Here is a 20998-nt window from a genome sequence, read left to right on the forward strand (position 1 = left end):
TCCGGGGCGCTTTGGCAGGCGTCTCCGCGCCCGCGCCATCGGTGGTTTCGTCGCTCGGCGCCATGGCCGCATCCCCTGAGAAGAGCGTGTTTTCGAGAGGATGAGGCTATCCGCGAACAGCGGTCAATGAGGGGGTCCAAACTTCGTGCGGGAGGGGAAAATTGGGGGTGGCGGGCGCTCAACTAGACGCGGCTTGTCGTGCCGCTTCCGTTGCTTCTTGAACGGTCTTCTCGAAGCGAGGCTCTCGTTTCGGCCCGCGCGTCTGTCATGGACGACTAGGCCGGAATCGTTTCATCGAGCGTGAAAACAGGTTAGGGCGTGGACATGGCGGCCACCGAGACGTTCCGAGTCAGCTCACATCTCAAGGACATCATTGGGCGCGACCTCGTGACCAACGAGTTCGTGGCCATCTTCGAGTTGGTCAAGAATTCGTTCGATGCCGGAGCAACACGCGTCGATATCGAGTTTGACCCTGACGAGAACACTATTGCCATCGTCGATGATGGTCGGGGCATGTCGCCGAAGGACATACGGGACAAGTGGCTCTTCGTTGCGTACTCGGAGAAAGTGCCCGAAGCCGACAACTATCGGGACAGGATCAAGCCGGCTGGGCAGTTTGCCGGCAGCAAAGGTATTGGACGTTTCGCCTGCGATACTCTTGGCGCTAACCTTGTTCTATACAGTATGGTGAGCGGTTCCAGCACAATATCGAAGCTGGAGGTGGATTGGACTCAATTTGAAAAAGATAGCAAAGAGGAATTCCAGGCCGTTACTGTAAAACTCGCAAGGGCGCGAGCGTTTCCGAAGATTCACAATGCAAAATCGCCCAATGAGCACGGCACCGTTCTTGTAATCAAGAACGTTCGGCATCTATGGGACGAAGATAGCATTGGAAAGCTCCGCAAGGATCTCGCGAAGCTCATTGATCCGTTTGGCACAACAACGAACGTTGTGGTGTCCACGTGGCTAGCGGACGGCGGCGCCGAACAGATTGAAGGAGTTGATGGGCCCGTTGGGAATCACATTGCCGACCTGCTTCAAGACAAAACGAGCCGTATCGACGTCCTGATCGAAGATGGAAATATCGGAACGACCCTTTTTGACCGTGGGAGAAAAATATACACGATCAAAGAGGTTTCTCCCTACGAAGAATTGGAGGGGTGTACTGTTAGGGGAACAATATATTTCCTCAATCGGGCCGCAAAGCACAATTTTACCATGAGGATGGGGGTTCGCCCTGTAGAATTTGGCAGTGTATTTTTGTTCCTCAACGGTTTTCGAATATTCCCCATCGGCGAGGAGTTCGATGACACTCTTGGTCTGAGCCGGAGAAAGCAACAAGGGCAATCTCGATACCTCGGTACAAGAGATATCTTGGGTCGTGTTGATGTGAGCGCGCGCCCGAAGATGTTCAGAGAGGTTTCGAGTCGTGATGCCGGTTTGATTGACGACGCTCGTAGCCGGGCTCTCTACGACGCAATCAGGAAACACATGATCTTCCGGTTGGAGCGATACGTCGTTGGAGTCAACTGGAAGGACAAACGAGATCAGGACCGAGATACTTCCGATAGTCTCGTAACGGAGAGCGCTCGTGAGCGAGTATTGGCGATTGTCGGAGGGCTCGCGCGGTCAAGGGACATCGAGATTGTCTACTATGACCCCGAAATAGTCAGGGTTTCGGACGATCCCGACCAGATAACGGACAACGCCCTCAAGGCAATTGAGGAGGTTGCCGAAAGCAGCGGGGATACGGCGCTGCTAGGGCAGATCGAGGAGGCTCGGCGGAGAATTGAGGAGCTTCGGGCTTCGCGCGAAGAAGCCCACGAGGTTGCCCAGCGCGCCATTGAGGAGCGTCAACGAGCCGACGCGCGCATTGATCGGCTGGAGCAACAAGCTGCGTTTCTGGGCAGCAGTCGGGATGTGAATGTCGAGCGGGTGCAGCTCTTGATGCACCAGGCCACCATTCATCTTGGTCACGTTCGCTCGGCAATCGCCAATGTATCTCACGAGCTGGGAAGCGTGCTGGCGTTGGCTTCAACCCCGGCGCGGGACGGCGATTTCGACGACTTTGAAGACCTCTTGGCAAGTATCCGTCAATCGGGAAGGCGGGCCTTGGCGTCAATTGCGGGCGCCAACCTCTCCGGCGAGCGTCTTCGTACTGTCTTGTCTTTTGCGCCGAACATCCGTGTGGACCTTCAGACCGACAAGGTGCGCGGAGATTTGCTCAAGTTCTTTGGGGAGTATTTCACGGTGCGCTTGGCCGGAGTGCCGGGCATGCCGGTCGCCACGTTTGATGCCGGGGGGCTTATGCTGGACAGGGAATTCTCACCCGTCGATATCGCGGTTCTGATCGACAATCTTCAAGACAACGCCAGAAAGGCAAAGGCAACCCGCGTCGACTTCAAGGCCGCTCGAAAGGGTCAGGACGCCGTCTCAATCAGGGTGACCGACGATGGACTTGGCATCGATGAACGAAGAGTAGACTCTGCCAAAATATTTGAGCGTGGATATTCTGGATCGCCAGGTGGCACGGGCCTCGGCCTCTATACGGTCCGCCAGATAGTTCAAGAGATGAATGGGTCGATCGAGCTATTCGGTGACGGCTCGAGGGCCGACTTCGAAATCGTAATTCCGGGGGAGAAGGCATGAATCTCGACTTAGGAATACTTTGGATCGAGGATTCATTTAGCCAGGAAGAAGAGGAAAATCTGAAGCGACGGGTCCGCGAGGCGGGTTTTCTGGCACGGATTGAAACGATTGAGAACGGAGCGAGGGTCGAGGAATTGGCCCGCGTCCATCGGCTGTATCATCAGTACGACATCATTCTTCTCGACTATAAGTTAAAGGGAGAGGATGGAAACGACCTGGCCCCGAGGATACGGGACCTGTTTCCTTCAACAACGATCCTGTTTTATTCCGGCAGCGCAGACGAAAACGAGCTGCGCCGAATGATTGCCGAGAAGCAGGTTGAAGGAGTCTACTGCAGCGCTCGCGGAAGATTTATCGAAAGGGCTGGCAGCCTCATCGACCAGACCGCACGGGCGCTCGACCGCTTGTCGGGGATGCGCGGCTTAGCAATGCGGGTTGTTGCAGAGTGCGATACACTGATGCGCGACGCGCTGCTGGCGATGTCTGCGCGTGATCCGGCCTGCGATTCTAGGGTGGGTGATCTAGACGAGGACGTGATCAACTTCGTTCGCGAGTTGGGAGCGGGGTATGAGGTAGCAATGACTGGGGACCTGTCTGCTCGCCTCGACAGTAGGGCGGTAGATAGCGCGAAGCTCTTCAAGCACTTTAGGCGACTGACGAAGGCCGTCGCTGCCAATCCCGCAGCGTTTGCTTTGACCGGCGATCAGGTTGAGCGCCTTCGTGAGCTGAGGGCTAGCAGCGCGCAATACGACGCAAGCGTCCTGAGAAAGCGCAACATCCTCGGCCATGTCGTCGAGGTGCAGGGGCCTGACGGTTGGATATTAGAAGGAAGCAACGAGATCAGCGTTTCCGATTTCCCGGAACTTCGACGCAACTTCGCCGCCCACATCGACGCTTTCCGTGAAATCGGAGCGCTTGTCGTTTCTTTGGACCAGTAACAGTCCGGCCAGTACCTCCCCTATCGCTTCAGCGAATAGCGGCGGAACAGCGTTGCCAACTTGAGTGAAGCGCGGACATGCGTCTTTTCGGCGTTTGCCGCCGGTTGTGTATGGGCCTGTAAACGAGAACCAGTCGGGAAAGGACTGTAGGCGCGCATGTTCGCGAACCGTCATCGATCTCGGTCGCGAGTAGTGGACGAAGTCGTCCGGTAGTGTGCTGATTGTTGGTGACGGGGCGTCCGGGTCGAGTGGAGTGGTGGCCCGCTTCTTGATGCCCAGGCGGGCTCGGTCTTCCGCCCGCAAGCACACGCCTCGCTCGCAATTGTCGAGAATGTCCTGCATCCGCTTGGTGGAAACGGCATTATGCCGAGGCAAGCGCATGTCTGATGGCTGGCCGGAACCACCCTTTCTCATCAACTTTTGATAGGGAGTTTTCGGAGCGCGGGTGCGGCGGAGCGTCTTGAAGCCTTGGGGGCCCCAATCCTTGTCTGGCTGAAGCTCGCTTTCTGCATTCTCTTCGAGATCAGAAAGCGCCGCCCTTGCCGTGGTGAAGGTTGGGCCCAGGCCGCGTCCTTCCAGGAATGATCGTCTCGCAACGCGCAAGCGTTGGATGGGGTCAATGCCTGGGAGGGTGCCGGAAAGCGCTGCAATCAGTACGAACCTCGGCCGACGCTGCGGAACGCCCCAATCGGCGGCGCGGAGCGTGTCGCACCATGTGTCGTAGCCAAGCTTCTTCAATGCGAGAACGACGTAGTCGCTGTACGTTCCGCCGGTCCTGTGTCGCATCGAGCGAAAGCCAACCACGTTCTCGAGGAGAACCAAGCGTGGCTTAATCGTTTCGACGTAGTCCAAGTAGACATCAACCATCTGGCTTCGGGGGTCATCCGGCCGCCGCAGCCCATTCATGCTGAAGCCTTGGCAAGGGGGGCCGCCTGCAACGAGGTCGACTTTGCCCTGAAGCGACGAAAGCTCCTTGCCGTGTTCGCGAAGCACGTCTTGCGCAAGCCAAGGGCGCTGTTCAAGCCACGCCGGCCAGCCATGTCGGCCGGTTTCGTCGTTGAGAAGGTTTTGCTGGTAGGTGGAGAAGGCATCGGAATGGCCTTCTATGCCAAACAGGGTCGAAAACCCGGCTTCGCCTAGGCCGAGCGAAAGGCCCCCGCAGCCAGCGAAGAGATCGATGCAAGTCGGCCTCATGAAGGCGCTATTGCACGTTCGTTCCCTGAGGTCCAGGGCGTTGGGCCGCACAACGTAGCTTGAAACGGAAGCGCTTTGTCGGGGTTGCAACTAGGTAGTGGATCGAACCGCACCGTCATGATTCGTTCCCTGCCCCAAGTCGGGAAAGGCTAGGGGCGGATTTCCAAAAGTTTGGTTACCAACCGGAAGATCATCTGGGAGACCGTCAGGACTAGCCCAACTGCAATCCGGTCATTCCTGAAAACGTCTAAGGCCGCTGCGGGATTCCGCTGACGACTGCGGCAGTCCGACGGCGTAGATTGAGGCAAACAGGTCGCCAGCTCGTGACGGCGTGCCAACGAACCAGAGAGCCCCATCTCCCGCGCCCAACGCCTCCTAGACCTGATCCAGGCCCTTCGCCGCCACCGCCGCGCCGTCGCCGGCGCGGTGCTGGCCGAGGGGCTGGGCGTCTTCCTGCGCACCCTCTACCGCGACATCGACACCCTCAAGGGTCAGGGCGCCCACATCGAGGGCGAGGCCGGGGTCGGCTACATCCTCCGCTCCGGGTTCATGCTGCCGCCGCTGATGTTCTCGCAGGAAGAGATCGAGGCGCTGGTGCGCGGCTTGCGCTCGGTGTCGCAACGGGCGGACGGGCCCTTGGGGCTGGCGGCGCGGAATGTGCTGGCCAAGGTCGGGGCGGCGCCGCCGCCGGCCTGAAGGCCGGGAAATTCGGGGACACTATATAGATTTCTACAAAGAAGCCGGGTCGCCGCGCGCCCGCTGGAGGCGTCCTGTGAGAGTCGGGACCAGGCCTGGTCAGCCCGTCGTCTGAAGGATCGCCTGCACCGTCTCTTCGGGCTGGTCCCAATGGGGGAAATGGCCGCAGCGGTCGAACCAGCGCAACTGGGCGTTGGGGAAGGCGGCCTGGGCCCGATGGGCCTGGCGGGGCAGCAGAAGGCGATCGTTCCGGCCCCAGCCGATTGTCACCTGTCCGGGCGTGGACGCGGTTCCAGCCTGCAAGGGGCCGGTGGCCAGCTCGTGCACCATGTCGTCGAAAACCGCCGTGGCGGCGAAGCTTCGCATTTCCGTCAGCAAGGTCTCCGGCGCAAGCGCCCAGGGTCTGGCGGACAACTGGGCCAGCAGCAGCGTCCGTGTGGCGGCGTGGCGCGACAGGAATGGCATCACCGGCTGCAGACCTCGGACAAGCCGGATGGACGCCGCGATCGTGCCCTGGAAGAACGTCGTCTCCCAGCCTCGCCAGAAGCCGCCCGGGTCCAGGGCGACGCAGTGGCGACCAACGCCGCGACGCGAAAGCTCCAGCACCAGGCGGGCGCCCACGGAGCTGCCGACCAGGTCGACCCTGCCCAACTGCTCGGCCTCGATGAATGCCGTGAGAGCGTCCGCGAAGGCAGCGATGGTCTGGCGGCCCGAAACCGGCTGCGACCTGCCATGGCCGGGCAGGTCGATGACGATCAATTCCCGCGAGCGGCTGAGCGGCTCCGAAATCGTGTCCCATGACCGCAGGCTTCCCCCCAGGCCATGGACCAGAAGCAGAGGGGGCCCCCTGCCTGTGCGCTCAAAGTGCAGGGTCATGCCGTTACCACGATGGATGTCGCTGGAGGGTCAGCGGTGTCCTGTTAAAGTCACGGGCGGCGCCATCGGTTGCACGTCCCTGGCGCCGGCAGGCTTGCTCGCCGGGACGGGATTACTTTTGGCCGCAGCGAACCTGGACGCGTCTTGGTCTTGGCCAAAGGGCGATATCCTGCTGACATTTCATGTCAGGATGGCGCACCCGCCCGTCGAGAATGCCCATTGTCCCGCGCCCAACGTCTCCTCGACCTGATCCAGCTCCTCCGCCGCCACCGCCGCGCGGTGGCCGGCGCCGTGCTGGCCGGGGAGCTGGGGGTGTCCCTGCGCACCCTCTACCGCGACATCGAGACCCTCAAGGCCCAGGGCGCGCACATCGAGGGGGAGGCCGGGGTCGGGTATGTGCTGCGGTCCGGGTTCATGCTGCCGCCGCTGATGTTCTCCGAAGAAGAGATCGAGGCGCTGGTGCTGGGCTCGCGCTGGGTGTCGCAGCGGGCGGACGGGTCGCTGGGGCTGGCGGCGCGCAATGTGCTGGCCAAGGTGGGGGCGGTGCTGCCGCCGGAGCTGAAGGCCGGGATCGAGGCGTCCGGCCTGCTGATCGGGCCGGGCGCGGTGGTCGCCGGCGGCGGCGGCGAGCTGGCCGGCCTGCGCCAGGCCATCCGCGCCGAGCGGCGGCTGCGCATCGCCTACGCCGACGAGGCGGGACGGGTCAGCAGCCGCACCATCTGGCCCTTCGTGCTGGCCTTCTACGACCGGGTGCGGGTGGTGGCCGCCTGGTGCGAGTTGCGGGAGGGCTATCGCCATTTCCGCACCGACCGCATCACCGTGCTCGAGGTGACGGCGCAGCGCTATCCCCGCCGCCGGGCGGCCCTGCTGGCCGAATGGCGGGCTCAGCGCGACATTCCGGAACAGTGACTACTGACAGAAACTGACAGCAGGCGGTCCTAGAGGTCTTCGGGCCGGCGCCGATCCCGGACGCCGCGCTCCAGAGGAGACTTGCCTTGCCCGACTTCAGCTTCCTGCTGCTTCACGTGGCCGACCATGCGGCCAGCGCCGCCTTCTACAACCGCCTGCTCGGCCTGCCGATCATCGAGCAGAAGGACGATTTCGCCATGCTGCCGCTGCAGGGCGGCGTCATGCTCGGCCTCTGGGCCCGGGCCACGGTCGAGCCGGCCAGTTCGGGCCAGGCGGGGGCCAGCGAGGTCGCCTTCACCGCCCCCGACGCTGCCGCCGTCCAGGCGCTGCACGACGACTGGCGCGGCCGGGGCCTGACCATCCTGCAGGCGCCGACGACGATGAGCTTCGGCCCCACCTTCGTCGCCCTCGACCCCGACGGCCACCGCCTGCGCGTCTTCGCCCCGCCGGCCCGCTGACCGACCCGGCCGGCAATATGTATAGACATATTCATCTTGCCGGCCCCCGGCTCGCCCCTTGGAAACTTTCCCCTCCGAAAACCCCTCCAGTCGGCCCGGAGCGCCGTCCGGGGCGCCCGCGCCGCCGTCTCGGATGTGGGCCCGATCCCCCCTACATTCGCTGACGGCAGGCCACGCTTCGACCTACGCGGCGGCCTACGCCCCCAGCGCCTCGGCCCACGCCAAGGCCAACAGGGACCGGGGTTTGGCCGCTCCAGGGCCCGCTCCGGCGAGCGCGCGGCTTTTTTTGTGGGCCGGGCCGCGTCGCGGTATAATAGGACCGCTTCGATCCGCCCCCTTTTCAAGGGGCGCGGTCGGGCGCCAAAAGGACGTTTAGTTCGGCCAGATCATCGGATTGGGCCCTTCAGGTTGGGAAAGCTGATGATCAAGGCGAAGATGACGGCGCTTGCCGTTGTGGGGATCGCGCTGGCGGGGCTGGGCGGATCGGTGATCGGCCCGGCTCCCGTCCAGGCCGCCTCGAAGATCGAGAAGCTGACCGCCCAGCGGCTCAAGCAGTGCATGACCGTGCTGGAACCGGCCACCGACCACGCCGAGGCCGCCCTGGCCGCCGGCGAGGGCATGGACAGCCCCGGCGCCGACTACAAGGCCTACTGCGCGGCGATGACCAAGCATGACGCCATCCTTCAGGACGACATGCGCAACCTGTCGGTCTGCGAAGGCATTCCGCTGGAGGGTCAGGACGAAGCCACCGTGCTCGGCCTGCTCACCGAGCTGAAATACGACCGCGAGGCCATCGCCGAGTCCCGCCAGGTGGTGTGCGAAGCCGCAAACCCCGGGTAGGAAGAAAGCTTATCCTTGACCTAGCGGCATGAAGGGGCCAAACGCCCCGCAAAGAGGCCCCAAGGAGGAAAGCCCATGCGCGTAGGCGTGCCCAAGGAGATCAAACCTGGCGAACATCGCGTGGGCCTGCCGCCCACGGCGGTCCGCGAGTATGTCGCGCGGGGTCACCAGGTCCTGGTCGAAACCACCGCGGGCACGGGCGCCGGCTATTCGGACGAGGCCTACGTCAAGGCGGGCGCGTCGATCGCCCCGGACGCGGCGGCCGTCTTCGCCCAGTCGGACATGATCGTGAAGGTCAAGGAACCCCAGAAGGTCGAATGGGAGCGCCTCGAGCCGCGCCACATCCTCTTCACCTACCTGCACCTGGCCCCCGACCCGGCCCAGACCGAAGGTCTGATCGCCTCGGGCTGCGCCGCCATCGCCTATGAGACCGTCACCGACGCCAAGGGCGGCCTGCCGCTGCTGGCGCCGATGAGTGAAGTGGCCGGCCGCATCGCCGTCTTCTCGGCCGCCGAAACCCTGCTGAAGCACAACGGCGGCATGGGCCTGCTGCTCTGCGGCGTCCCCGGCGTGCCTCCGGCCCGGGTGGCGGTGCTCGGCGGCGGCGTGGTCGGCATGAACGCCGCCCGCATGGCCATGGGGCTGAATGCCGAGGTGGTGGTCCTGGAACGCTCCATCCCCCGGATGCGGGAACTGGACGACATCTTCATGGGCCGGGTGCTGACCCGCTACTCGACCCTCGACGCCATCGAGGAAGAGATCCTCAAAGCCGACGTCGTCATCGGAGCCGTGCTGACCGCCGGGGCCGCCGCGCCCAAGCTGATCAAGCGCGAGGACCTCGTCCGCATGAAGCCCGGCAGCGTGCTGGTCGACGTTTCCATCGACCAGGGCGGCTGTTTCGAGACCAGCCACCCGACCACCCACGCCGAGCCGACCTACACGGTCGATGGCGTCGTCCACTACTGCGTCGCCAACATGCCGGGCGCCGCCCCGCGCACGTCGTCAGAAGCGCTGGTCCACGCGACCCTGCCCTTCGGCCTGGCCCTGGCCGATCACGGCCTGGACGCGCTGAAGCGGGACAAGCACCTGGCCAAGGGCCTCAACGTCCTCGGCGGCCAGCTGACCCACCCGGCCGTGGCCGAGGCGCTCGGCAAGCCGTTCGTCGATCCCTACGGGGCCTGGGCCTAAACGCCTAGCGGACCCGCGCGCGCCACTGCTCGCGGGTCTGACCCCAAGCGTCCACCGGCTTGTCCTCGAACGGCGGCGGCAGTTTGCTCGGCCCCCAGTTGGTCGAGCCCAGCTTCTTCGCCACCAGCTGGGACGCGGTGTTGGCCGGATCGATGGTGTGGATGACCTCGGTCCAGCCCAGCGTGTCGAAGGCCCAGTCGATGGTCGCCTCGGCGGCCTCGACAGCATAGCCCTTGCCCCAGGCCTTCTTCAGCAGGGCCCAGCCCACCTCGGTGCCCGGCCAGCCTTCCGGAACCCATGGCCCGACCCGGCCCAGCCACTCGCCGGTGTCCTTGTCGAGCACGCTGAACATCGCATAGCCCTCCAGCGCCCAGGCGCCGGCCATGCTCATCATCCCGCGCCAGGCGGCCGGGCGTTCCTGCGGTCCGCCGATGAAGCCGCTGTTCTCCTCGTCGGCCATCAGTTCGGCCCAGCCGTCGAAGTCCTCGCGCGCCGTCGGGCGCAGGATCAGGCGGGCGGTGGTCAGGGTGGGGCCGGGTGCGATCATGGTGCGATTTCTACAACGAAAAAGGCGCCCGGGAAGGGGCGCCTTTGTCTCGGTTTGATGGAGAGCGGGGCTCCACCGGATCTGAGCAGGGGGGGAGGTTGTCAGAGCCGGTGGAGCGAGGCGCGGCGCATCAGGCGCCGAACGCGCGGGAAGCCATTTCCAGCTGGGCGATGCCCAGGATGGCGATGACGGGGATGGAGGCCAGGATCAGGCTGGCGAGGTTGGAAATGCGAGCGGTCATGTCAGTAGTCCCTCAGTTGATGTTGGCGGCGCGTCCCTGCGCTGCTGTGATTTGAGGTATACTGAATGAGGTCTGAAAAGGCTTGTTAAGCTTGCGTCATGACGCCGTTGTAAGAGAATAACGCAGGTGTAATGAGGTTACGGGAATGTAATCATGGGGTGAGTGCTTCACGGTTCCTTCTCCCGCTCGCCGGGAGAAGGTGGCGGCCGCAGGCCGACGGATGAGCAACTATGTTTAGTTGGCGGTTCTTGTCACCCATGGCGTGTTGCGCTTGAGGACGAGGTTTGCAGCCTCGATGAGTTTACGCATCACCGCCACGATGGCGACCTTCTTGGCTTTGCCGGCGGAGACAAGCCTTGTGGCGAAGGCTTTGAAGCCGGCGTCATGACGGATGGCGGTCAGGGCGGCCATGTACATCATCCGCCTGGGCCGCTCTCGCCCCCCACCGATGAAGCGGCGGCCCTTGAAGCTGCCGCTGTCCCGGTCGTAGGGCGCTGTTCCAAGCATCGAGGCGGCCTGACCAAATTCCATCGAGCCAAGCTCAGGCATGCGGACCACGAGGCTGGCGGCAATCAGCGGACCGATGCCGGGGATGGACATCAGCAGTCCGTAGCGCTGGGCCAGGTGCGGCGCCGCCTTGATCGCCGCGATGATCTGCCTGGCCAGACGCGTCTTGGCGGCGACCAGGGAGAGGATCTGGGCTTTCACCTCGGCCTTGTGGGGTTCTCCGTCCAGCTGTTGAGCAAAGGTCTTGAACTGGGCGACTGTCTCGCTGATCCGCTCGTAGACCGTGAACCGCTCGGCCAGCTCCATCAGCAGCGGATCGCTGGCGGCCTTGACCGTGTCGCACTGGGCGGTCGCCGCGGCGATCAGCCGGGCGTCTTTCTCGTCGTTCTTGGCCTTGCGACCTTTGAACCGGCCAAAGGCCAGCACCTGGAGTGGCTGGAACATCACCACCTCAAGCCCCTCGGCCTCCAGAGCCAGCAACAGCTTGCGCTCAAAGCCTCCCGTCGCCTCGAACCCGACGCGGACAACGCCACGCGCCTTGAACCAGCCGATCAGCTCGGCAATGCCTTCAGCCGTGTTGGGCGCCCGCAGACTGTCCTCAAGACCGTGTTCCGCCGCGTCCAGCCAAAGCTTGCAGACATCGACCCCACCACACTTCGTGCTAACCTGATCCTTCTTCAACGACCCCTCCTTGTGGCTCCGGACCCTATCGTCCCTGCAACTATCCGGGTCATTGAAGGCCAACGGCGGCCCAGCTCATCCTCAGCCCAAAAGGCTCAGGGCAGATCGGCCCCTCCGATGGCGGTCCGTCTGGCGGTGGTGCGCCAGACGGACATCCCGGATCAGCCAGACAGTAGCAGGCGTTCTACAAACAAGGGCAGCACCGGCTTATCCTGCACAGTCACGTTCTGGCGCGAGCGGCGCTGTCGCCAATCTTCCTGGCCGGATGCTGCCCTCATCCGCCCCCTTCGGGGGCCACCTTCTCCCGGCAAGCGGGAGAAGGGAGCGACTAAGCTTCCACCTGCTCCAGCAGGAAGTGCGCCCGCAGGGCGGCGATCGGCTGGGCGCGCTGTTCCTGCCAGGCCTCGACATGGACGTTGGCGATCCGGCGGCCGACCTTCTTGATCTCGGCCCGGGCATAGGTGGTCAGCGGCCGGCCGGAGCGCAGGTATTCGATCGAGACGTCGATGACCCGCGGCTGCTTGGCCTGGCCTTCCCGGACCTGCAGCTGGGCCAGCGCCGTCATCTCCATGAAGCTGCCCAGCACCCCGCCGTGAATGGCCGGCAGCATCGGGTTGCCGACGATGTGGGTGCCGAAGGGCAGGATCATGGTCATCTCGTCCCCGGCCAGCTCAGCCCGCACGCCCAGGAAGCGGGCGTAGGGAATGCGTTCGAGCATGGCGCTCAGGCGGTCGGCGGCCTCGCTCACGACTTCACCTCCGGCTTGGCCAGGCGATGACGGCCCTTGCTCGAGTCGAGCATGAAGGCGGCGGCGGCGGACGCCACCGGATCGTCCGGCGACTCGTCGTAGGCCACGGCCCGCACGAAGGCGACCGAGCGGGTGACCTTGAAGCACTCGGCTCGGGCGAAGATCGGCCGGTGCGGCTTGGCGGCCCGCATGTAGTCGATGCGCAGGTCCAGCGTGGCGATGATCTTGAACTCCTTCATCGCCAGATGCACCGCAGAGCCGGACGCGTGATCGAGCAGGGCGGTGACCACCCCGCCGGCGATGACGCCGGTGTCGGGATCGCCGACCATGATGTCCTTGTATTCGGCCTTCATCACGGCCGCGCCGCCGGTCATGCTGACGAGCTCGAAGCCCATCTCGCGGGCGTAGGGGCTGCCCTGGCTCATGCCCTGGGCCATGTTGTGCCGGATGGCGTCCTGATCACTCATGGAACGGGTTTACGGCGCATGCGGCCCTATATCCAGTGGGAGCGGAGCTTTCCGCTGCGCGGAGCGTACTTCTCACCATGCTGAAACCCGAACAGCTGCTCTGCCCGACGCCGAAGGGCCTCTACTGCCCGCCGGGCGACTTCTACGTCGATCCGGTGGTCCCGGTGGCGCGGGCGGTGGTCACCCACGGCCACGCCGACCACGCCCGCTCCGGCCACGACACAGTGCTGGCCACGCCGGCCACGCTCGACATCATGGCCACGCGTTATGGCGAGGACTTCGCCGGGACGCGGCAGGCGGCGCCCTATGGCCAGACGACCGCGCACAACGGCGTCGAGATCACGCTGGTCCCGGCCGGCCATGTGCTGGGCTCGGCCCAGGCGGTGATCCGCCACAGAGGAATGACCATGGTGGTCAGCGGCGACTACAAGCGCCGCCGCGATCCGACCTGTGCGGCCTTCGAGCCGGTCCCCTGCGACGTCTTCATCACCGAGGCCACCTTCGGCCTGCCGGTGTTCCGGCACCCGGACGACGCCGGCGAGGTCGGCAAGGTCATCGCCAGCGTGCAGCAGTTCCCGGAGCGGGCCCACATGCTGGGGGCCTACGCGCTCGGCAAGGCGCAGAGGGTGATCCGGCTGCTGCGCGAGGGCGGCTGGGACCGGACCATCTATGTCCACGGGGCCATGGAGCGGCTCAACCGGCTCTACGAGGAGCACGGCGTCGATCTCGGCCCCCTGGAGCCGGCCACCATCGAGAAGGGCCGCGACTTCGCCGGCGAGATCATCGTCTGTCCGCCCTCGGCCCTGGCCGACCGCTGGAGCCGCCGGTTCGCCGATCCGGTCAGCGCCTTCTGCTCGGGCTGGATGAGTGTTCGCGCCCGGGCCCGTCAGCGGGCCGTAGAACTGCCGCTGGTCATCAGCGACCACGCCGACTGGGACGAACTGACCGACACCCTGGCCGAGCTGGCCCCCGGCGAGGTGTGGATCACCCACGGACGCGAGGAGGGTTTGCTGCGCTGGTGCGAACTGCGCGGCCAGCCGGCGCGGGCCCTGGCCCTGGTCGGCTATGAGGACGAGGAAGAGATGTAGAAGCGGCCGTCACAACCCTGCAACAGGTCGGTGTGAGTCTGCTGATTCTACTGGCGTTGCGGACTGCATCGGCGTCCTATCGACGCGTCAGGAGGGGGCTTGATGAGCAGGGGCGCACCGCGGACCTACCGCCGGCTTGACGGCGCGATGGTCGCCACGACGGCGATAAAACTGGCCGACCGGGTGGCCGAGCGCTTCCCGGCCTCCGGCCTGGCCGGCGTCGCCGACGAACTGGCTGCCAACGCCCGCACGGCCGGCCGCGAGGCCCACGGCCTGACCCGGCCCTACTACGGGCTGCGGACGCTGGTCGTGCTGGTGGTGGTCGGCGGGGTGGCGGCCCAGGTCTGGGCGGCCCGGCTGGTCGACTGGTCGGCGCTGAAGACGGCCGGCGATCCGGTGGCCCTGACGCCGGTGATCGAGTCGGCGGTCAACCTGCTGCTGCTGATGGGGGCCGGCGCCTGGTTCCTGCTGACCCTGGAGGAGCGGTTGCGGCGCTCGCGTGTCCAGGCCTGGCTGCATCGCCTGCGGGCCTTCGCCCATGTCGTCGACATGCACCAGCTGACCAAGGATCCGACCGTCATCCTCAACCCCGGTCCGCGCACGCCGTCGTCGCCCGACCGGGCCATGACCCGCTTCGAACTGGCCCGTTACCTGGAATACTGCGCCGAGATGCTGGCCCTGACCGGCAAGCTGGCGGCGGTGATGGCCGGCGAAAGCAGCGACCATGTGATCATCGCCGGGGCCAGCGACGTGGAGAACCTCTGCACCGACCTCGGGCGCAAGGTCTGGCAGAAGATCATGATTTTGGGGGAACTGGACGAGCGGGGGTGAGGGCGCCCGGATAGCTCAACCTCAATCTGTCATCCTTCGGCCGCGCAGCGGACCGGAGGACCCAAGGCGGCTCTTGATTGACTCCCAAGAGTCTTCACGCGGACAGATGGGTCCCCCGGTCGCCCTGCGGGCGCCGGAGGATGACAGTGTTGGGGTTTGGAGGCCTTACGCCGCCGGCTTCTCTTTCCGCCGCAACCGCGCCAGCCTCCGCAGCCGCCGCCAGAAGCGGGTCTTCTCCGGTTCGGGATAGGGCTGCAGGTTCTTGAGGAACTCTTCGGCGCAGGACCGCCAGCTGAACTTCTCGGCGAAGGTCCGCACCACCGCCCGGTCCAGGTCCAGGCAGGCGAGGCAGGCCTCCTTCAGCCCCTCGGCCTTGCCGGGCGCGAGCGCGCCGGCGTTGCTGTTCGGGATGATGTCGATCGGTCCCGGCGCGCTGAACGCCGCCACCGGCGTGCCGGCGGCCATGGCTTCCAGAATCACCAGGCCGAAGGTGTCGGTCAGCGACGGGAAGACGAAGACGTCGGCGCAGGCGAAGTAGGCGGCCAGCTCGTCGCCGAACTTGGCCCCCGCGAAGACCACTTCCGGATACTTGTGCGACAGCTCCTCCCGCTGCGGCCCGTCGCCGACCACCACCTTGGTTCCGGGCAGGTCGAGGCAGGCGAAGGCCTCGATGTTCTTCTCGACGGCCACCCGGCCGACATTGAGGAAGATCGGCCGCTTGAGGTCCTTGAAGATGTCGGGTTCGCGGCGAGCGGGGTTGAAGGTGTCGGTATCGACGCCGCGCGACCAGGGCGAGATGTTGCGGAAGCCATGGGCCTCCAGCTCGTCGCGCATGGTGGGCGTGGCGACCATCAGCCGGCCCGACGGCTTGTGGAACCACTTCATGTAGGCGTAGCCGGCCGCCAGCGGCAGCGGCAGGCGGGCGCTGACGTATTCCGGGAAGCGGGTGTGGTAGCTGGTCGTGAACGGCAGCTTCCACTCCAGGCAGACGCGGCGGGCGGCCAGGCCCAGCGTGCCCTCGGTGGCGATGTGGATGGCTTCCGGCTCGAAGGCCTTGAACCGCTCGCGCACCGCCTCGTCGGCCCCGATGGCCAGGCGGATTTCCGAATAGGTCGGCAGCGGAATGGTCTTGAACTGGTCGGGGCTGATGACCTCGACCTCGTGGCCCATGGCCCGCAGTTCGGCGATGACCCGCGTCAGGGTGCGGACAACGCCGTTGACCTGGGGCTCCCAGGCGTCGGTGGCCAAGAGAATACGCATCAGGCGGCGGCGGGCTCTGCTGAATCGGACATCGACCGCGCGATCATGGACCAGGAACGCGCCTTGGCCCAATCGATGATTTGGAGCGAGCCGTCGAAATCCTCGGCGACAGCGGTGCAGCTTTCCACCCAGTCGCCGTCGTTGATGTAGAGAATGCCTTGAATGTCGCGCATTTCCGCCTTGTGGATATGGCCGCAGATCACCCCGTCGGCGCCGCGCCGGCGGGCCTCCTCGGCGAGGGCGTCCTCGAACTTCTCGATGAACTGCAAAGCGTTCTTCACCTTGACCTTCAGAAAAGCCGAGAGGCTCCAGTAGCCCATCCCCATCCGTCGCCGGGCGCGGTTGAGCAGGGTGTTCAGCATCAGGAGCGTCCTATAGGACCAATCGCCGAGGAAGGCGAGCCAGCGGGCGTGCTGGACCACCCCGTCGAACTCGTCCCCGTGCGTGACCAGGAAGCGGCGGCCGTCGGCGGTCTCGTGCAGACAGTCGCGAGCCACCACCACCCCGCCGAAATGGACGCCGGTGAAGTCGCGGGCGAACTCGTCGTGGTTGCCCGGCACATAGGTGACAATGGTGCCCTTTCTGGCCATGCGCAGGATCTTCTGGACCACATCGTTGTGGGCCTGGGGCCAGAACCAGCCGCCCTTGAGCTTCCAGCCATCGACGATGTCGCCGACCAGATAGAGATGGTCGCATTCGACATGGCGAATGAAGTCGAGCAGCAGCTCGGCCTGACAACCGGCGGTGCCCAGATGGATGTCGCTGATGAAAATGCTGCGGTAGCGTCGGACCGCCTCCGGGCTGCTCATTTTTGACCCACCGCAATGCCCCTGAAATGCGCTGGCGCTAGGCTGATTTCATGTCACTGCCGTGAAACCGGTTGCTGGTGGAACTTTGTGCATTGCGAGATGATCAGCGGTTACCTAGATCGGGACCATGGAAGTACAGCGTAAGGATCGGGATACGCCCAAGTCGCGGCGGACCCGCGCCCGCATCCTGGACGAAGCGGTGAAGGTGATCGCGTCGAGCGGCTATGCCGCGGCGACCAATGCCGCCGTGGCCGAGGCGGCGGGCATCACCCGCGGCGCCATGCTGTACCATTTCCCGACCCGCGAGGACCTGCTGGAAGGGGTGATCGGCTATCTGCAGCTGGAACGCGCCGAGCTGTTCCGCCGCGCGGCCGAGGACCTGCCGCCCGGCGCCGACGTTACCGAACACGCCATCGACAGCTACTGGGACCTGCTGCGCCATCCGGCCTTCACCGCCTTCATGGAGCTGGAAACGGCCGCCAGGACCGACCCGGTGGTGGCCACCCTGATCGCCCCGGCTCGGGCCGAATTCGACCGCGCCCAGATCGGCGACCACTTCCTGAAGATGCTTCACGCCGGGGCCGGCCCACGGTTCCAGGCCAGCCGCGACCTGGCGCGGTTCATGCTCGAGGGCTTGGCCCGCGCCGACCTGTCGTACGACGAGGACGCCCGGATCGAGCGCCTGCTGACGGTGATCAAGCGGGCCACCCACATGCTGAACCGCAAGGGCGGCGTGACGGAGCTGTGGCCGGAGTGAGTTCGCTCCATCCTCCCACGCGAAGCGGGGGAGGGGGACCGCGCGAAGCGTGGTGGAGGGGGCGAGTGAAAGGCGCTTGGCCAGCGGTTTCGAAGAAGAGCTTTAGTTGGACGAGCCGGCGCACGGCCCTCGCCCCCTCCACCACTTCGTGGTCCCCCTCCCCCGTAAACGGGTGAGGATGAGGGCTACCCCGGCAGCCGGATCGTCGCCTTCAACCCGCCCAGCGCCGACTTCGCCAGCGTCACGTCCCCGCCGTGGCTGCGCGCCACGTCCCGGGCGATGGCCAGCCCCAGCCCCACGCCCTTGCGGTTCTGGTTGCGGCTTTCGTCCAGCCGGCTGAACGGCTTGAACGCCTCCTCGTAGCGGTCCTCGGGGATTCCCGGCCCGTCGTCCTCGACGACGATCTCGACCCCGCCCGTCGCCGTCGGACCGGCCGTGACCTGCACGGTCTTGCCGTGGCTGACGGCATTGGACACCAGATTGTCCAGCGCCCGCTTCAGGGCGTTGGGCCGCACCATTGCCGACAGTCCGGGCGGAACCTTCAACGCCACGCTGGCGCCCGTCCTTCGCGCGTCCTCGCAGTACTGGCCCAGCAAGGCGGCCAGATCGGTGCTCTCGACCGCCTCGGCCCCTTCGCCGCGCGCGAAGTCGAGGTATTCGTCGATCATGTGCTCCATCTCGGAGAGATCGCGTTTCATCGCCTCGTTGGACGCGCAGGGCTCGGCGAGCGCCAGCTCCAGCTTCAGCCGGGTCAGCGGCGTGCGCAGGTCGTGGCTGACGCTGGCCAGCAGCACCGTGCGCTGTTCCAGATGGCGCTGGATGCGGGCCTTCATCGACAGGAAGGCCTGCGCTGCCTGGCGCACCTCGCGGGCGCCGTAGGGCTTGAACGGTTCCGGCCCTTCGACGCCCTTGCCGAACGCCTCGGCGGCCTCGGCCAGCCGCTCGATGGCGCGGACCTGGTTGCGGATGAACAGGATGGCGATCGCCGTCAGCAGCAGGGTGGCGCTGCCCATCCAAAGGATGAAGATCCAGCCGGAGGCGGCGAAGGCCCGCTCGCGCGGCGCATAGACCCGCATCACCCCGCCCTCGACAGGGACTTCGATGCCGACCCAGCTGTTGTAGCTGCGGTTGTTGAACCAGAAGGGCCGGTCGAGCTTTCGCTCCAGCGCCGCTTCCAGGGCCCGGTCCTCCGGCGCGAAATAGGCCTGCTTGCGGGTGGCCGGCAGGGTCTCGCCGGGCTTGAAGGCCACCGACAGCGACAGGGCCCGCTCGGCCCGGTCGGCCAGCCGGGGCAGGCCGCCGGGGTCCTGCTCGTAGGTCTCGACGATCCAGACCACGTCCCCGGCCAGGCTGTCGGTCAGGCCCGAACTCACCGCCTGCCAGTGCAGGTCGAAGAACAGGTAGGTGATCAGCCCCTGCATGATCGCCACCGGCAGGACGATGATCAGCAGGGTGCGCGCGAACAGGCTCTGCGGCAGCCACCGCTTGATGGCGCGCGGAATGAAGATGCGAAGGGCGCGGATCTTCATCGGCGGCGGCATTCGATCAGGGCGGCGATCCGCTCGGCGGTTTCCCTGGGCTGTTCGCAGGCGTCGCGGTCACGGATGCGGACGACCTCGAATCCTTGAGAACGCAGCCAAGTGTCGCGTTCGTGGTCTCGCAGTTCGGCTTCGGGCAGGCTGTGCCAGGCGCCGTCGACCTCGATGACGAGGCGGGTCGCGAGGTGGACAAAGTCGGGGATAAAGCGACCGATGGGGGCTTGTCGGCGGATGTTCAGCTTGAGAGCTCGAAGCGCCTCCCAGAGGCGGCGCTCACTGACGTTCATATCGCGGCGCAGGCGTTTAGCCTGGCCGGCGGCGCGTGGCGTGTAGGTGACGCGCTCATAGATTCCGCTTCCTCTGACGCCTTCCGGCTTCGGCGCCCCAGTGACACGAGAAATTTCTCCCTTCCCCCTCGAGGGGGGAAGGGTCGGGGTTGGGGGTGTGTCCACAGGGTGTCTGGATGAGCGCGTTTGGGCGCCGGCGCCCAAGTGCGTCTCTCCGGCCGGGCCGGTGCGCACACCCCAACCCAACCCTCCCCCCTCGAGGGGGAGGGCTTTGCTTTGATCGCCCTCCATCAATCCGGCGCCAGCAGATACCCGACCCCCCGCACCGTCTGCAGGTAGCGCGGGGTCTTGGGGTCGTCTTCGATCTTGCGGCGCAGGCGGGTGACCTGGACGTCCACGGCCCGGCCGGCCGCGTCGGCGTCGTCGCGGGCCAGGGTGTAGCGGTCGATCGGCGCGTGCGGCGCCTTGGCCAGCGTGCGCAACAGGTCGATCTCGGCCTCGGTCAGCCGCACCAGCACGCCGTCGCGGGTCAACTCGCCGCGCACCGGATCGAACTGGCAGCGGCCGAGCGACACCGGCTGGTCGTCGCTGGGCCGCGGTCCGGCCCGGCGCAGGATGGCCTCGATGCGCAGCAACAGTTCCTGCGGTTCGAACGGCTTGGCGAGATAGTCATCGACCCCGGCGGTCAGCCCCTCGATCCGGTCGGCGGTCTCGGACCGGGCGGTCAGCATCAGGATCGGGGCCCTGGAGGCCGGCCCCGGCGTGCTTCGCAAGCGCTTGGCGAAGCTCATGCCGTCCTCGCCAGGCATCATGACGTCGAGAATGACCAGGTCGAAGTCGAGGGTGTCAAGCAGACGGCCGGCCGCCCCGGCCTCGGCGGCCACGGTGACGCGGAAGCCGGCCCGGGTCAGGAACTGGCGAAGCAGATCGCGGATGCGGTCGTCGTCATCGACCACCAGCAGATGTCTGTCGCTCATGGCTCCTCCCGCCTCGCCGTCAGGCGGGGACCCGCCAGGGAGGCGAGAATGCGCCGCCCCGCCGCCACTCCGTCAAGGCCTCCGTCGCGATAGGCCATGGCGATCAGGCCGCGCAGGTTGTCGGATACCCGGGATTCAAAAGCCAGGCCCGCCGCTGTCAGCCGCGCCGGGCGACGCCGCGCGTCCAGCTCTCCCGGGACTTTCTCGGCCAGGCCATGGGCTTCCAGGTCGGACAGGGTGCGGCTGGCCGCCTGTTTGGTCAGGGCGGTCAGGCGGGCGATCTCCTTCACACCGACACCGGGTCTCCTTCGAATGAGGAAGGCGGCGCGCCAGTGCGAGCGGCCGAGGCCCTGTGGCTCGGCCTCCATGGCGGCGTCCACCGCGTTCCAGATGGCGGTTTCGGCCAGCAGGACCAGCTCCAGCCCCAGATCCAGCTCCGATTCGCTGAGGATCAGGCGGGTGTCGGCAAAGGTATTCATGCTATGGAGCACGCCGGTTTGCGTTGGACCGTT

Annotated in this window: 22 protein-coding genes; 10 read left to right on the plus strand and 12 right to left on the minus strand. The window is 65.6% G+C overall.

All coding sequences use genetic code 11. The features are described from left to right. Positions 1-324 precede the first annotated feature (324 nt). Positions 325-2649: an ATP-binding protein gene (locus tag O5I81_RS01820; protein ID WP_271067234.1), complete on the plus strand. Its 2325-nt coding sequence runs from the start codon at positions 325-327 to the stop codon at positions 2647-2649. Beyond that, complete coding sequence (locus tag O5I81_RS01825) at positions 2646-3587, plus strand: response regulator (protein ID WP_271067235.1); 942 nt, start codon at positions 2646-2648, stop codon at positions 3585-3587. Before O5I81_RS01820 ends, O5I81_RS01825 begins: the two co-directional genes overlap by 4 nt. On the opposite strand, the gene O5I81_RS01830 is transcribed toward O5I81_RS01825, so the two are convergent. Beyond that, the gene (locus O5I81_RS01830; protein WP_271067236.1) at positions 3471-4781 is read right to left on the minus strand and encodes a DNA cytosine methyltransferase; all 1311 of its coding nucleotides are present in this window, start codon (positions 4779-4781) and stop codon (positions 3471-3473) included. The two genes, O5I81_RS01825 and O5I81_RS01830, sit on opposite strands and share 117 nt — an antisense overlap. 381 nt (positions 4782-5162) lie before the next feature. Here O5I81_RS01830 and O5I81_RS01835 point away from each other — a divergent pair, with 381 nt between their 5' ends. Beyond that, complete coding sequence (locus O5I81_RS01835; protein WP_271069087.1) at positions 5163-5477, plus strand: HTH domain-containing protein; 315 nt, start codon at positions 5163-5165, stop codon at positions 5475-5477. A gap of 99 nt (positions 5478-5576) precedes the next feature. Here the strand turns inward: O5I81_RS01835 and O5I81_RS01840 are convergent, their stop codons facing one another. Further along, the gene (locus O5I81_RS01840) at positions 5577-6353 is read right to left on the minus strand and encodes an alpha/beta fold hydrolase (protein WP_271067237.1); all 777 of its coding nucleotides are present in this window, start codon (positions 6351-6353) and stop codon (positions 5577-5579) included. A 219-nt stretch (positions 6354-6572) separates the two neighbouring features. On the opposite strand from O5I81_RS01840, the gene O5I81_RS01845 reads away from it, so the two are divergent. The 4 genes from O5I81_RS01845 (at position 6573) to ald (ending at position 9748) form a co-directional block, all read left to right on the plus strand. After that, positions 6573-7262: a YafY family protein gene (locus O5I81_RS01845; RefSeq protein ID WP_271067238.1), complete on the plus strand. Its 690-nt coding sequence runs from the start codon at positions 6573-6575 to the stop codon at positions 7260-7262. Between the two features lie 86 nt (positions 7263-7348). Continuing rightward, positions 7349-7720 (plus strand): VOC family protein, encoded by a 372-nt coding sequence (locus O5I81_RS01850; protein ID WP_271067239.1) that lies wholly within the window; start codon positions 7349-7351, stop codon positions 7718-7720. Between the two features lie 420 nt (positions 7721-8140). Beyond that, a complete protein-coding gene (locus O5I81_RS01855; protein ID WP_271067240.1) occupies positions 8141-8560 on the plus strand; it encodes a hypothetical protein in 420 nt (139 codons plus the stop codon). Between the two features lie 75 nt (positions 8561-8635). Beyond that, on the plus strand, positions 8636-9748 hold the full coding sequence (gene ald / locus O5I81_RS01860; RefSeq protein ID WP_271067241.1) for an alanine dehydrogenase: 1113 nt from the start codon (positions 8636-8638) through the stop codon (positions 9746-9748). A gap of 4 nt (positions 9749-9752) precedes the next feature. On the opposite strand, the gene O5I81_RS01865 is transcribed toward ald, so the two are convergent. The 4 genes from O5I81_RS01865 to O5I81_RS01880 all read right to left on the minus strand — a co-directional run bounded on the left by O5I81_RS01865 (position 9753) and on the right by O5I81_RS01880 (position 12939). Beyond that, positions 9753-10295, minus strand: a complete 543-nt coding sequence (locus tag O5I81_RS01865; protein WP_271067242.1) for a GNAT family N-acetyltransferase — start codon at positions 10293-10295, stop codon at positions 9753-9755. A 475-nt stretch (positions 10296-10770) separates the two neighbouring features. After that, positions 10771-11724 (minus strand): transposase, encoded by a 954-nt coding sequence (locus tag O5I81_RS01870; protein WP_271067243.1) that lies wholly within the window; start codon positions 11722-11724, stop codon positions 10771-10773. 328 nt (positions 11725-12052) lie between these two features. Continuing rightward, a complete protein-coding gene (locus O5I81_RS01875) occupies positions 12053-12472 on the minus strand; it encodes a PaaI family thioesterase (RefSeq protein WP_271067244.1) in 420 nt (139 codons plus the stop codon). Further along, on the minus strand, positions 12469-12939 hold the full coding sequence (locus tag O5I81_RS01880) for a PaaI family thioesterase (RefSeq protein WP_271067245.1): 471 nt from the start codon (positions 12937-12939) through the stop codon (positions 12469-12471). Before O5I81_RS01880 ends, O5I81_RS01875 begins: the two co-directional genes overlap by 4 nt. Before the next feature lie 77 nt (positions 12940-13016). On the opposite strand from O5I81_RS01880, the gene O5I81_RS01885 reads away from it, so the two are divergent. Together O5I81_RS01885 and O5I81_RS01890 are read left to right on the plus strand one after the other, a co-directional pair. Beyond that, positions 13017-14027, plus strand: coding sequence for a ligase-associated DNA damage response exonuclease (locus tag O5I81_RS01885; RefSeq protein ID WP_271067246.1), 1011 nt, complete (start codon positions 13017-13019; stop codon positions 14025-14027). 102 nt (positions 14028-14129) lie between these two features. Next, the gene (locus O5I81_RS01890; protein WP_271067247.1) at positions 14130-14858 is read left to right on the plus strand and encodes a hypothetical protein; all 729 of its coding nucleotides are present in this window, start codon (positions 14130-14132) and stop codon (positions 14856-14858) included. 165 nt (positions 14859-15023) lie between these two features. On the opposite strand, the gene O5I81_RS01895 is transcribed toward O5I81_RS01890, so the two are convergent. Then, a complete protein-coding gene (locus tag O5I81_RS01895; protein WP_271067248.1) occupies positions 15024-16118 on the minus strand; it encodes a glycosyltransferase family 1 protein in 1095 nt (364 codons plus the stop codon). After that, complete coding sequence (locus tag O5I81_RS01900) at positions 16118-16927, minus strand: UDP-2,3-diacylglucosamine diphosphatase (RefSeq protein WP_271067249.1); 810 nt, start codon at positions 16925-16927, stop codon at positions 16118-16120. The genes O5I81_RS01895 and O5I81_RS01900 overlap by 1 nt, the downstream gene beginning before the upstream one ends. Before the next feature lie 127 nt (positions 16928-17054). Here O5I81_RS01900 and O5I81_RS01905 point away from each other — a divergent pair, with 127 nt between their 5' ends. Then, positions 17055-17684, plus strand: a complete 630-nt coding sequence (locus O5I81_RS01905; protein ID WP_271067250.1) for a TetR/AcrR family transcriptional regulator — start codon at positions 17055-17057, stop codon at positions 17682-17684. 185 nt (positions 17685-17869) lie between these two features. Here O5I81_RS01905 and O5I81_RS01910 read toward each other — a convergent pair whose 3' ends face one another. The 4 genes from O5I81_RS01910 to O5I81_RS01925 are packed head-to-tail and all read right to left on the minus strand — an operon-like array spanning position 17870 to position 20965. Next, a complete protein-coding gene (locus O5I81_RS01910) occupies positions 17870-19213 on the minus strand; it encodes an ATP-binding protein (RefSeq protein ID WP_271067251.1) in 1344 nt (447 codons plus the stop codon). Next, positions 19210-19800, minus strand: coding sequence for a DUF559 domain-containing protein (locus tag O5I81_RS01915; protein ID WP_271067252.1), 591 nt, complete (start codon positions 19798-19800; stop codon positions 19210-19212). Before O5I81_RS01915 ends, O5I81_RS01910 begins: the two co-directional genes overlap by 4 nt. Continuing rightward, positions 19800-20486 (minus strand): response regulator, encoded by a 687-nt coding sequence (locus O5I81_RS01920; protein WP_271067253.1) that lies wholly within the window; start codon positions 20484-20486, stop codon positions 19800-19802. The genes O5I81_RS01915 and O5I81_RS01920 overlap by 1 nt, the downstream gene beginning before the upstream one ends. Next, on the minus strand, positions 20483-20965 hold the full coding sequence (locus O5I81_RS01925; protein WP_271067254.1) for a helix-turn-helix domain-containing protein: 483 nt from the start codon (positions 20963-20965) through the stop codon (positions 20483-20485). Before O5I81_RS01925 ends, O5I81_RS01920 begins: the two co-directional genes overlap by 4 nt. Positions 20966-20998: the final 33 nt, after the last annotated feature.

Source organism: Caulobacter sp. NIBR1757 (assembly GCF_027912495.1).
Taxonomy (GTDB): Bacteria; Pseudomonadota; Alphaproteobacteria; order Caulobacterales; family Caulobacteraceae; genus Caulobacter.

Excerpts from the sequence above, each read along its gene's own strand:
- O5I81_RS01890 (WP_271067247.1), top strand. The coding sequence starts at position 14,130 with ATGAGCAGGGGCGCACCGCGGACCTACCGCCGGCTTGACGGCGCGATG.
- O5I81_RS01900 (WP_271067249.1), bottom strand. The coding sequence starts at position 16,927 with ATGAGCAGCCCGGAGGCGGTCCGACGCTACCGCAGCATTTTCATCAGC.
- O5I81_RS01830 (WP_271067236.1), bottom strand. The coding sequence starts at position 4,781 with ATGAGGCCGACTTGCATCGATCTCTTCGCTGGCTGCGGGGGCCTTTCG.
- O5I81_RS01895 (WP_271067248.1), bottom strand. The coding sequence starts at position 16,118 with ATGCGTATTCTCTTGGCCACCGACGCCTGGGAGCCCCAGGTCAACGGC.
- O5I81_RS01925 (WP_271067254.1), bottom strand. The coding sequence starts at position 20,965 with ATGAATACCTTTGCCGACACCCGCCTGATCCTCAGCGAATCGGAGCTG.
- O5I81_RS01865 (WP_271067242.1), bottom strand. The coding sequence starts at position 10,295 with ATGATCGCACCCGGCCCCACCCTGACCACCGCCCGCCTGATCCTGCGC.
- ald (WP_271067241.1), top strand. The coding sequence starts at position 8,636 with ATGCGCGTAGGCGTGCCCAAGGAGATCAAACCTGGCGAACATCGCGTG.
- O5I81_RS01825 (WP_271067235.1), top strand. The coding sequence starts at position 2,646 with ATGAATCTCGACTTAGGAATACTTTGGATCGAGGATTCATTTAGCCAG.
- O5I81_RS01915 (WP_271067252.1), bottom strand. The coding sequence starts at position 19,800 with ATGGAGGGCGATCAAAGCAAAGCCCTCCCCCTCGAGGGGGGAGGGTTG.
- O5I81_RS01920 (WP_271067253.1), bottom strand. The coding sequence starts at position 20,486 with ATGAGCGACAGACATCTGCTGGTGGTCGATGACGACGACCGCATCCGC.
- O5I81_RS01880 (WP_271067245.1), bottom strand. The coding sequence starts at position 12,939 with ATGAGTGATCAGGACGCCATCCGGCACAACATGGCCCAGGGCATGAGC.
- O5I81_RS01820 (WP_271067234.1), top strand. The coding sequence starts at position 325 with ATGGCGGCCACCGAGACGTTCCGAGTCAGCTCACATCTCAAGGACATC.
- O5I81_RS01840 (WP_271067237.1), bottom strand. The coding sequence starts at position 6,353 with ATGACCCTGCACTTTGAGCGCACAGGCAGGGGGCCCCCTCTGCTTCTG.
- O5I81_RS01855 (WP_271067240.1), top strand. The coding sequence starts at position 8,141 with ATGATCAAGGCGAAGATGACGGCGCTTGCCGTTGTGGGGATCGCGCTG.
- O5I81_RS01905 (WP_271067250.1), top strand. The coding sequence starts at position 17,055 with ATGGAAGTACAGCGTAAGGATCGGGATACGCCCAAGTCGCGGCGGACC.
- O5I81_RS01910 (WP_271067251.1), bottom strand. The coding sequence starts at position 19,213 with ATGAAGATCCGCGCCCTTCGCATCTTCATTCCGCGCGCCATCAAGCGG.
- O5I81_RS01885 (WP_271067246.1), top strand. The coding sequence starts at position 13,017 with ATGCTGAAACCCGAACAGCTGCTCTGCCCGACGCCGAAGGGCCTCTAC.